General features: G+C 41.0%; 7 protein-coding genes. 2 read left to right on the forward strand and 5 right to left on the reverse strand.

Going from position 1 to position 11,662, the window contains the following annotated elements; genetic code table 11:
* Positions 1 to 93: 93 nt before the first annotated feature.
* From PTI45_RS15475 to uvrB, 3 genes are all read right to left on the reverse strand, one after another.
* Positions 94 to 1,179: a S1C family serine protease gene (locus PTI45_RS15475; protein WP_241669434.1), complete on the reverse strand. Its 1,086-nt coding sequence runs from the start codon at positions 1,177 to 1,179 to the stop codon at positions 94 to 96.
* A 232-nt stretch (positions 1,180 to 1,411) separates the two neighbouring features.
* Positions 1,412 to 4,273, reverse strand: a complete 2,862-nt coding sequence (gene uvrA / locus PTI45_RS15480) for an excinuclease ABC subunit UvrA (protein WP_069328507.1) — start codon at positions 4,271 to 4,273, stop codon at positions 1,412 to 1,414.
* 212 nt (positions 4,274 to 4,485) lie between these two features.
* Positions 4,486 to 6,480 (reverse strand): excinuclease ABC subunit UvrB, encoded by a 1,995-nt coding sequence (uvrB, locus tag PTI45_RS15485; protein WP_069328508.1) that lies wholly within the window; start codon positions 6,478 to 6,480, stop codon positions 4,486 to 4,488.
* A 346-nt stretch (positions 6,481 to 6,826) separates the two neighbouring features.
* Here uvrB and PTI45_RS15490 point away from each other — a divergent pair, with 346 nt between their 5' ends.
* Positions 6,827 to 7,612, forward strand: coding sequence for a flagellar motor protein (locus PTI45_RS15490; RefSeq protein ID WP_069328509.1), 786 nt, complete (start codon positions 6,827 to 6,829; stop codon positions 7,610 to 7,612).
* A 2-nt stretch (positions 7,613 to 7,614) separates the two neighbouring features.
* Positions 7,615 to 8,433: a flagellar motor protein MotB gene (locus PTI45_RS15495; protein WP_069328510.1), complete on the forward strand. Its 819-nt coding sequence runs from the start codon at positions 7,615 to 7,617 to the stop codon at positions 8,431 to 8,433.
* 177 nt (positions 8,434 to 8,610) lie between these two features.
* Here the strand turns inward: PTI45_RS15495 and PTI45_RS15500 are convergent, their stop codons facing one another.
* Positions 8,611 to 10,011, reverse strand: coding sequence for a hypothetical protein (locus PTI45_RS15500; protein ID WP_069328511.1), 1,401 nt, complete (start codon positions 10,009 to 10,011; stop codon positions 8,611 to 8,613).
* Between the two features lie 156 nt (positions 10,012 to 10,167).
* Positions 10,168 to 11,634 carry a S41 family peptidase gene (locus tag PTI45_RS15505; protein WP_069328512.1) on the reverse strand — a complete coding sequence of 489 codons (1,467 nt, stop codon included), beginning with the start codon at positions 11,632 to 11,634 and terminating at the stop codon, positions 10,168 to 10,170.
* Positions 11,635 to 11,662 lie beyond the last annotated feature (28 nt).

Raw genomic sequence — 11,662 nt, forward strand, 5'->3', positions numbered from 1 at the left:
AGCTCCTCATTTCTGTATCCAAGCTTGCTGGAAATTCCAACAGCGATGTCTGATCTTTACTTTTTAAATGGTACTATTAGATCTAAAAGTATCTTATTCTTTACTTAATTTCACTTGACGATTCACGATATCACCATTCGATTGCATCACAAGTTTGACCTTTTGTCCGGGTACATAAGATTTGAGAATTTCGTTCAAATCGACAACAGTGTGTACTTTTTTACCGTTTACACTGTAGAGAATATCGCCTTTTTTGATCCCTGCTTTGCTAGCAATCGTCGAGTTCACTTTTCCTACAGTCAATGCATCGTCTGTAGGCATACCGCTAAGAGCATCTTCACTTTCTTCAAAATCTAGCCCCAGCGAAGCCCGATGAACTTCTCCGTATTTGAATAACTGTCCAATAATATATTGAACGGTATCTGCTGGGATCGTAAATCCAAGATTGTCTACGCCCAATGCTTCATATTTCATAGTGTTGATCCCGATCACTTTACCATCCATATTCACTAAAGGACCGCCGCTATTTCCCGGATTGATTGCTGCATCCGTTTGAAGCAATTTGTACGAAGCATCAACTGCACGATTAACCCCGCTAATAATTCCGGATGTTGCTGAATTGCGTAGTGAAAGAGACAACGGTGTTCCAATCGCTACTACTTGCTCGCCGACAACAGGTTGTTCTTTACTAGACACAAAAGAAGCAACTTTTAGTGATGTAGCATTGATTTTGATAATGGCTAGATCACTTACCGTATCGCTATAAATTTCTTTAACCAAATACGTTTTGCTATTCCCTTTGGCTTCCGATGTAATAACTTTAGCTCCAGGTTCCATACTATCGATCACATGGGCATTGGTTACAATCCATCCATCTGATGAAATAATAACGCCTGAACCGAAAGCAATACCTGTTCCGCCGGGTTCTTCGTCTCCTGAACCGCCTTCAGCAGCAATCGCTTCCGCACTGGCTGTGCCTACAATACCGACAACCGAAGGAGAGATACGTGCAATAATTTTGGAAATATTACTTGTGGTAGAAGCTGCATACTTAGGAGATGAATATGTATAACTTGAAGCGTCGCTTGTATCCGATGCCCATACCGATGGTTGTGCCGGTAACATCAACACAGAAGTTAATAATACAAGTGCAGGTAATTTGGATCGGAATAATTTCAAATTCATCCAGCCTTTCTATAGTTGCGTATACGTTCCTGTAAAATCATCATGTTGTAGGAACAATAGTCTGATTCCAATGTAGCATATGCACAGGTATGACACAATTGCCATGAAGAACTATCTTTCGGTAATCATTGATAAATATAAGCATATTTGGGCAAAAATAAGCCAGTACATCTGAATGTGTATCCTTATTCAACATGTACTGGCTATGATTACTTTATTTCATTGTTTAAACCTGACTGCTTTCAAGTTCACGACTACGCTGTGTATCTCGTTCCAAAATAGGTTTGAGATAGTGCCCTGTGTATGAATTCTTCACTTTGACTAATTGTTCAGGGCTACCCGATGCCAGAATCGTACCTCCACCGCTACCACCTTCTGGACCAAGATCGATCAAATAATCGGCTGTTTTGATTACATCCAGATTATGCTCAATCACCAGTACAGAATCACCAGAATCGACTAGACGATGAAGTACTGTTAATAGACGATCAATATCATCTACATGTAGTCCTGTTGTCGGCTCATCCAAAATGTAGATCGTTTTACCTGTGCTACGACGATGTAATTCAGAAGCCAATTTCACACGTTGCGCTTCACCACCGGATAATGTAGTAGCAGGTTGTCCAAGCTTCACATAACCCAGACCTACATCGAATAGTGTTTGCATTTTACGCTGAATACGAGGAATGTTTTGGAAGAAATCTACGCCATCCTCCACTGTCATTTCAAGCACATCCGAGATACTTTTGTTTTTGTATTTCACTTCAAGTGTCTCACGGTTATAACGTTTTCCTTTGCAGATTTCGCAAGGTACATATACGTCTGGTAAAAAGTGCATTTCGATCTTGATAATACCGTCTCCGCGACAAGCTTCACAGCGTCCACCTTTAACATTAAAGCTAAAGCGACCTTTTTTGTAACCACGTACTTTGGCTTCATTGGTCTGTGCGAATAAATCACGAATATCATCGAATACACCTGTATATGTTGCTGGATTAGAGCGTGGTGTACGACCGATAGGTGATTGGTCAATATCAACTACTTTATCCACATGCTCTAGTCCACGGATTTCACGATATTCACCTGGACGAACTCTAGCTTTGTTCAGATCACGAGCTAGTGTTTTGTACAGGATTTCATTAACGAGTGTTGATTTACCAGAACCCGATACACCCGTTACAGCTGTAAACAATCCAATAGGGAATTTAACATTTACATTTTTAAGATTGTTTTCTTTGGCTCCACGAATCTCTAACCAACGATCACTTGCTTCACGGCGCTTCGCAGGAACAGGGATAAATTTGCGTCCACTTAGATATTGACCAGTCAACGAATCAGGATGCGCCATAATCTCAGCAGGTGTTCCTTCTGCGATCACATGCCCACCATGGATTCCTGCACCCGGTCCGATATCAATAATATGATCAGCCGCCATCATCGTGTCTTCATCATGCTCAACTACGATCAATGTATTTCCTAGATCACGCATATGCTCTAACGTATGAATCAGACGATCATTATCCCGTTGATGTAGCCCAATACTAGGCTCATCCAGAATATAAAGTACACCGGTTAGACTAGAACCGATCTGTGTCGCTAAGCGAATACGCTGTGCTTCACCACCGGATAATGTTCCTGCCGCACGTGCCATCGTCAAATATTCTAGACCTACATTAACAAGGAATCCTAGACGACTACCGATTTCTTTCAAAATTAAGCGAGCAATACTTTGTTCTTTTTCACTCAATACTAGATTTTCAAAAAAAGTAGTTGCATCGCCAATAGGCATCGCTGTCACTTCTGAAATATTCACTTGATTGACGGTAACTGCAAGAATTTCTTTTTTGAGACGATTTCCTTTACATACCGGACAAGGCTTCGCACTCATAAATCCTTCGATATATTCACGCATACTATCTGAAGACGTATCTTTATAACGACGTTCCAAATTATGAACAATGCCTTCGAACAGCACTTGAGCTTCTTTTTTCTGTCCAAAGTCACTTTCATAACGGAAGCGAATCTTTTGTTCACCTGATCCTTTTAAAATCAGATTAATCTGCTCTTCTTTTAATTCAGATACAGGTACATCAATCGGAATCTTGTAATGCTCACATACTGATTTTAGAAATTGAGGATAATAGTTCGATAATCCACCACTCCATGCTTGAAAAGCACCTTGATCGATCGTTTTACTTTTATCAGGAATCAGTAAATCTGGATCAACAACCATACGTACACCCAGACCATCACATTCAGTACAAGCTCCAAACGGGCTGTTAAACGAAAACATACGTGGGGATAACTCTTCCATACTGAATCCACAGATCGGACACGCAAAGTTGGAACTAAAGCGAAGTTCTTCTTTGTCGATAATATCTACCAGCAATTGACCGCCAGACATTTTCAAAGCCATCTCAATCGAATCTGCCAGACGAGTAGCTACATCTTCTTTGACTACAATACGGTCAACCACAACTTCAATGGTATGTTTTTTATTTTTTTCCAATTGAATATCTTCAGATACATCTCTAATCTCGCCATTCACACGAGCACGCACAAATCCTTGCTTAGAGATTTCAGAGAAAATACTTTTGTGTTCACCTTTACGTCCCGAAATGACTGGTGCCAAAATTTGCAGACGGGTACGTTCTGGATATTCCATAATACGATCAACCATCTGCTCTACCGTTTGCGACGTAATCTCAACTCCATGCACAGGACAATGAGGATGACCTACTCGTGCAAACAAAAGACGTAAATAGTCATAAATCTCCGTTACTGTACCTACTGTAGAACGAGGGTTACGACTTGTTGTTTTCTGATCGATCGAAATTGCAGGAGACAATCCTTCGATTGAATCTACATCCGGCTTCTCCATTTGTCCCAAAAACTGACGAGCATACGCAGATAATGATTCGACATAACGACGTTGACCTTCTGCATAAATCGTATCAAATGCCAGTGAAGATTTCCCTGATCCACTTAACCCTGTTAATACCACAAAGCTATCGCGCGGGATACTAATATCAATATTTTTGAGGTTATGTGCGCGTGCACCTTTGACCTCGATAAATTTGTTTGCCAAATAATCCAACCTCCAAGTCCGGTGCTTCCGGAGTAATTGCTACATTTCTGTATATCCACATCTCTAATTGAGCATGTTATCCATTTAGCAGTAAGCTATGATAAAGGTTGTCAAACATCACTGGAGACAACACAGGATATTTAACAACCTTCATTATTTATCTATTCATAGATGAAGAGTAACAGGTACTCTGTTTTTGTAGAATCTGGATGTTATTCAGCTTTGAGTTCTAGCACAGCATCTCGCAATTCCGCTGCACGTTCAAACTGTAGATTTTTCGCTGCTTCTTTCATTTCCAGTTCAAGACGACTGATCAGTGCTTGACGATCACGTTTGGAAAGTTTCGTTTTACCGATCTCTTCCATATAACTGGCTTTGCCTTCAGCCACTTTGGTCGCTTCGATAACATCACGTATTTTTTTACGGATCGTTTGCGGAGTTATACCGTGTTCTTCATTATAAGCGATCTGAATACTACGACGACGCTCGGTTTCTGAAAGAGCTTTCTGCATTGAATCTGTAATGCGATCACCATACATAATGACTCGACCATCCGAGTTACGTGCCGCACGACCAATAGTCTGGATCAATGAACGTTCAGAACGCAGGAATCCTTCTTTGTCCGCATCCAAAATTGCTACCAGAGATACTTCAGGTAAATCAAGTCCTTCTCGTAGCAAGTTAATCCCGACAAGAACATGGAACGTTCCCAGACGAAGATCACGCAAGATCGACATCCGTTCTAACGTCTTGATATCCGAATGCAGATACCTGACTTTGATTCCTATTTCTTTGAGGTAATCGGTAAGGTCTTCCGACATTTTCTTGGTCAATGTCGTTAACAGTACCCGTTCATCTCGCTCAATACGTAAATGAATTTCTCCAATAATATCGTCGATCTGTCCTTTGGTTGGACGAACTTCGATAATAGGATCAAGCAGCCCTGTTGGACGAATAATCTGTTGCGTCATTTCTTGACAATGTTCCAATTCATAAGGGCCTGGTGTCGCTGAAACGAACACAATCTGACTAACTTTATCTTCGAACTCTTCGAATTTAAGCGGGCGATTATCCAATGCTGATGGAAGACGGAATCCATGCTCAACCAATACACTTTTACGCGCCTGGTCACCATTGTACATCGCTCTAATTTGCGGCAATGTTACATGTGATTCATCGACAACAATCAACATATCATCTGGAAAATAATCCATGAGTGTATACGGAGTATCTCCACGTTCACGGAAAGTAAGAGGACCGGAATAGTTCTCAATCCCGGAGCAGAAGCCTACTTCTCTCATCATTTCAAGATCATAATTAGTACGTTGCTCTAGACGTTGTGCTTCTAGCAACTTTCCTTGTTCATTTAACACTTTAAGACGTTCTTCTAGTTCACGTTCAATATTTTTAAGCGCTACTTTAAGCGTTTCTTCTTTGGTAACAAAGTGAGATGCCGGGAAAATAGCAATATGTTCGCGTTCACCGACTAGTTCGCCTGTCAGTACATCAATTTCAGTAATCCGTTCAATCTCGTCACCAAACAATTCAATACGTACCGCTTGTTCTCCGCGAGAAGCAGGGAAAATCTCAATCACATCACCACGTACACGGAACGTACCGCGTACAAAGTTAATATCATTCCGTTGATACTGAATATCAACCAGACGAGATAAGATCTCATTACGTGACTTCTCCATACCTACACGCAGTGATAATAACAAACCGCCGTAATCTTGAGGTGAACCCAGACCATAGATACAAGATACACTGGCTACAATAATCACATCACGACGTTCAAATAACGAACTGGTCGCTGAGTGACGTAATTTATCGATCTCTTCATTGATACTGGAATCTTTTTCAATATACGTATCTGAAGACGGAATATAGGCTTCCGGTTGATAATAGTCATAATAACTTACAAAATAATCGACAGAATTGTTAGGGAAAAAGTCTCTAAATTCCCCTGCTAATTGCGCCGCTAATGTTTTGTTGTGTGCAATAACCAGTGTAGGTCGTTGCACCTTGGCAATCACTTGTGCCATTGTAAATGTTTTACCTGTCCCGGTTGCCCCGAGAAGAGTCTGATACTTTTCTCCTCGTTCTATACCTTTTACCAACTCATCTATCGCTTGAGGCTGATCGCCTTGAGGAGAGAATTCCGACTGTATTTCAAATTTCTTGGAGCTGACAACAATATCATTCATTGCCCTGCATCACCCTATCGTCTAAAATATAATTACACGTGCCCGATAATAACAAAAGAGACCGTTACTCAAAGTGCCGAATACATTATTCTTTACCCAACATGTACGATGGTGGCACACCATGAATTGACGAATCTCATTTTTGGTTAATTATTCTATAATAAGTTGTCTGTAGATCATATCCTCTATAGCACAGCAAAAATATACCGCTATAGGAATGTTTGTTCTTATATTATACTCTTCCTATTGTGTTTATGCAATTGAAACAAGACTGAAATTTTAACTTTTTTTATGTAAATCGTTACATTTACGGTTATTCCCCATACCCAGAACAGGAGATGAACGAATGGATTTAACAACGATTATTGGGATTATTGCAGGACTTGCTGCATTGATTGGGGGCTTTTTATGGGAAGGCGGAGATGCTAGCGGGCTGGTTCAAGGTGCTGCTGCATTGATCGTATTTGGAGGAACAGCTGCGGCTGTCGTCATCAGTTTTCCATTAGCACGATTGAAAAAAATTCCACGTGCGATAGCTTTTACTTTTTCATCAGGTGGTACCGATAATGAACAATTGATTGAAGATATTGTGAATATGTCTACGCATGCACGCCGGGCAGGTGTACTTGCACTTGAACCTCAAGCTTCTTCTCATGATAATCCTTTTCTGCGAGAAGGGATTCAGCAAGTGGTTGATGGTACAGATCGTGAAGTCATTCAACAGATTCTAGAACTTGAAATGACCAAAACCGAATTAGAACATGAACAATACGCCAAAGTATTTGATTCTGCGGGTGGTTATGCACCTACGATGGGGATTATTGGTACCGTTATGGGCCTGATTCAAGTATTAGGCAGTCTAAGCGAGCCCACAGGATTAGGTGGATCAATTGCTGTTGCTTTTACAGCGACGTTGTATGGTGTAGCCAGCGCCAATCTCATCTTCCTACCGATTGCTTCCAAGATTCGTTCACGTAGCGAACTGGATATTCAGACGATGGAAATGTTATTAGAAGGTGTATTGTCTATCCAAAATGGTGAGAACCCTCAATTGGTTCGTAAAAAGCTAGAAACCTTTTTGCCGGAAAGTAATGGGAATCTTATTCGCGAAGCTAGAACAGGGGAGGAATAACGATGGCACGTTATTCTCGGCGTAGTAAAAAAGGAAATGGGCATAACCATCAAGATCGCTGGCTGATTACTTATGCGGATCTAATTACACTATTACTCATCTTTTTTGTGGTTATGTATTCGGTGAGTCATGTTGATACAGAAAAGTATCAGGTTCTTACGGACTCGTTACAGCTTACTTTTCAAAGCGACAATTCAATTCTAGATGGTGGTAAAGGCATTACCGGAACAGCAGGTAAAAATACGAGTAACGGTGGTTCTACTTCTACCAGTAATCAAGCAGGTAATGCTGGCGGTAAAGATACACAAAGTGGATCTACTACACTAACTAATCGCGAAGAAGCTTTCCGTAAGCAGGAAAGTGAACTAGCCAATCTCATGAGTGTAATCGAAACCTATGTCAAAACCAATAATCTTGGCAATCAAGTTGTGGTTGCTGATAAGCCTCAAGGGATCTCGATTACACTAAGCGATCAATTTTTATTCAATGAAGGACAAGCCAATCTCAAATCACCTTCTTTAGCCACACTGGCGCAATTGTCTAGCCTTTTCCAATCGATTGATACGACGGTCAGCATTGAAGGGCATACCGATAATCTGCCGATTGTAAATGCTTCACGTTATCAAGATAACTGGGAGTTGTCAGGTGCTCGTGCATTGTCTGTTCTGCGCTATTTTATTGATACCAAAGGGTTAGACAAATCGAAGTTTCAATATGCAGGTTATGGAGATACTCGCCCCACCGCAAATAACTCAACCGCTGCGGGTCGTCAAAAAAACCGCCGTGTTGAAATTATCGTGTTACGTCAATTGCAAGATTAATGGGCTGCATATAAAAGTTGAAATACAAAAAACACTCCAGCGTACTTCTCTATCTATAGATGAGAAGCTACACTGGAGTGTTTTTATGTTCTAAAATTCATTTTTTGCTAACATTTAATGATTGTTTATTAGGTATTGGGTACACCTATTATTTAGCAACATACTATTTTATGCGCTTTATGACTTACGCCGAGGACGCTTGGGTAATCCATGCTTTTCAATATACTCGGGAGTCAATTCAATTGGCTCTTCCGGTACTTCCGGTTCGGTCACTTGCTCACCTTCTGGTAATAACAAAGCAGAATGTTCATGATAGCTACTAGGCAACTTCTGTACACGCGGTTTGGTTAACAAATGCCATGCCGATAGCCGTTGAATATCTGGCGAAACCACCGCTTGATCATCTGGCGCGAAGATCATTCCTAACTGATGATGATCTCCTGCATAGATCGCCCGTTGCAGAAATTTACTTTCGCCTTCTACATTTAATACTTCCAATTTACAAAATGCAGGATTGATTCGCAATGCCGCATGAAGAGATTGAGGATCATGGATAAGCTGTCCGTTCACTTTATACATACTTTCACCTGCGGTAATGCCTAGTTCTGCCGCAGGGCTATACGGAATAATATCTAAAATTTTGAGTCCACGTAATCCACGGATAAATAATGGGCTCTGCTCTGTTTCTTCTCGTCGACTGAAGTACATCACACATTCACGTAATATCACAGCAATAATGACTGCCGGTATTGCAATCGGTGCCCACCATAATGCTAGGGCTGCAAATACTACCATAATCAGACCACTTTGTACTAACCGCTTCGCTATTCGTTGTGCTTTCGCTTGTGGCAAATAGGTCTGTGTTAATACACTACAACCGATCATTACAGGCAATGCCGTTAGCGATACACCGTCTATCCATGATTGTGCTCCATGAAGAGGTGTCCACGGTAAAACGATACCACTTACAGAAGGAATAAATAACCACAGTGGAACAGGCCAGAAAGCTTCCATTGCATATGCACCTACAGGCTTACCACGTTTGCCTTCGATCACTATAGGTGAAGAAAAACGTAGCGCTTGCATACGAAATAATAACGCTTCGATCAATTGCAATAATACCGATATCGCTAATAATCCAGGCAAGTCAATATGACGAATACTCGAAATAAATGACCCTATTACACCGGTCGGTTGCCATGACGGAAATGAAAGTAACACCATATAGATAATCGTAAGTACAGCCAAAGCCATCGTCAAATGAGCGTAACGTAGACGGAATAAGGATAATAGGATCAAAATAATGCCTATACACCAGATTATTTCTGTCTCTATATGTATACCAATAAAAGCCATAACGATCGAGATTAGTAGCCCTGCAATGATCCCAGTAACGACGGTTCGCAACACACGACCTGCATAGACATAAATACGGATATTAAATAATTTACGTTCAAGAATCCCTTGTCTTCTATAGTGCAACAATACACCGATTAGGAATATATAGTAAAAAGGCTGCGTTAATAGCGCCCCTAATGCCCCGCCTATCATACGGAGTGCCTCACCCAATACGTTCAACGGTTGCCACTCTCCTTTGCCATCTATCTTTGCTTCACTATCAGCGTATCATTCATTCGCATATAGACTCAACTCTCTCTATTCTACATAAAAAAAGAAGGCTATAACAGCCTTCTTTTTGGAAATACTTATGAATAAGCGCATTACAGTTTCAAATTACGGGGTCTTCGTGGTAGAAATCTGCTTTTCAACGCCTGCAATCGCTTTGTTGATCTGAACATCGTATTGTGGATCTTGGATATGCTCCACTAATGCTACTTCAAGTGCTGTTGCTGTTTTCTCATCAATCGCACCCGTTACTTTTAGCTTTTGCTTGGTCTGAAATGATTTCACTGCTGTTTCGGTATCACGGTCAAAATAACCATCTTTACGATCTACCGTGTAACCAAGACCATCTAACATAATTTGAGCACTCTTAATATCACTATTATTCATATCATATTTGAGTGTTTTCTCTTTGTTGATTGGAGTCACTGTAAAGTAATCCGGTGGAGCAATTTTAACATCTGGTTTGATTCCTTTTTTGTGAATCCAATCTCCATTTGGTGTTAACCATTTGGCAATCGTAATTTTAATTAGACTGCCATCGTTAAAGATATTATCCATACTCGTCTGAACGGTACCTTTACCATACGTCGTCTCACCGTATAAAGTCGCACCAGCAGATTGCTTCAAGGCACCTGCTAGAATCTCAGAAGCACTTGCGCTACCACCATTCGTCACTACAGCAATCGGATATTTAACACCTTTACCTTTGGACTTAGTCTCATCACGTTTACCTGCTTTGTCTTCGACCTGTACGATCAATTTGCCATTCGGAACAAATTGTTCAGCCATATCAATTACAACAGATAGAACGCCGCCTGGATTGTTACGAACATCAATCACAAGACCTTTCATACCTTCGCCTTCAAGCTTTTTCACTTCAGCATCAAAACGTTCGGCTGTATTCATCGAGAACTGCGTTACAGTGATTACGCCGATTTTGTCATCCGTCATTCTCGAAGTAACCGTCTCTACATCAATATCATCACGTACAATTTTGAAATCTAACGTATTTGAACTACCAGAACGTTTGATTTCAAGAGTAGCTGTTGTGCCTTTTTTACCACGAATCTTGTTAACCGCGTCATTCAAGTCTACGCCCGCTAACGATTCGCCATTAATCGATACAATAATGTCTTTAGGACGTAATCCTGCTTTTTCCGCAGGCGACCCTTTGATTGGAGAAACAATCACTACATTACCATCTTCTTGCGACACTTCTGCACCAATTCCAGTAAATGATCCTGCGATTGATTCGGAAAATTGAGTCGCTGTCTCAGGAGCCATATAACTGGAATAAGGATCACCTAATGCTTCCATCATTCCATTGATCGCACCATCTACTAGCTTGTTGCTATCTACATCTTGATAATAATTACTTTCAATCAATTTGGCAGCTGCACTTAATTTACTTTGCTGTTGGTCGCTTAGACCACCACCGCTAAGTGCTGCGAGCAATCCTTGTCCGTTGACAGCGTTACGAGCGATTCCTGGCAGACTGGTAAAAGCCAGTGTAAGCACGCTACTCAGCACCATCATGGCAATCACAAGTAGTGCTACGGTGCGTTTTCTCATCATGTGTTACCGCCTCTCTGAGCTTAACGCT

Source organism: Paenibacillus nuruki, assembly GCF_001721045.1.
In the GTDB taxonomy this organism is placed as follows: Bacteria; Bacillota; Bacilli; order Paenibacillales; family Paenibacillaceae; genus Saccharibacillus; species Saccharibacillus nuruki.

What these genes read in the sequence shown, in the direction of transcription:
- uvrB (WP_069328508.1), bottom strand. Translation starts at nt 6,480, where the DNA reads ATGAATGATATTGTTGTCAGCTCCAAGAAATTTGAAATACAGTCGGAA.
- PTI45_RS15490 (WP_069328509.1), top strand. Translation starts at nt 6,827, where the DNA reads ATGGATTTAACAACGATTATTGGGATTATTGCAGGACTTGCTGCATTG.
- PTI45_RS15505 (WP_069328512.1), bottom strand. Translation starts at nt 11,634, where the DNA reads ATGATGAGAAAACGCACCGTAGCACTACTTGTGATTGCCATGATGGTG.
- PTI45_RS15495 (WP_069328510.1), top strand. Translation starts at nt 7,615, where the DNA reads ATGGCACGTTATTCTCGGCGTAGTAAAAAAGGAAATGGGCATAACCAT.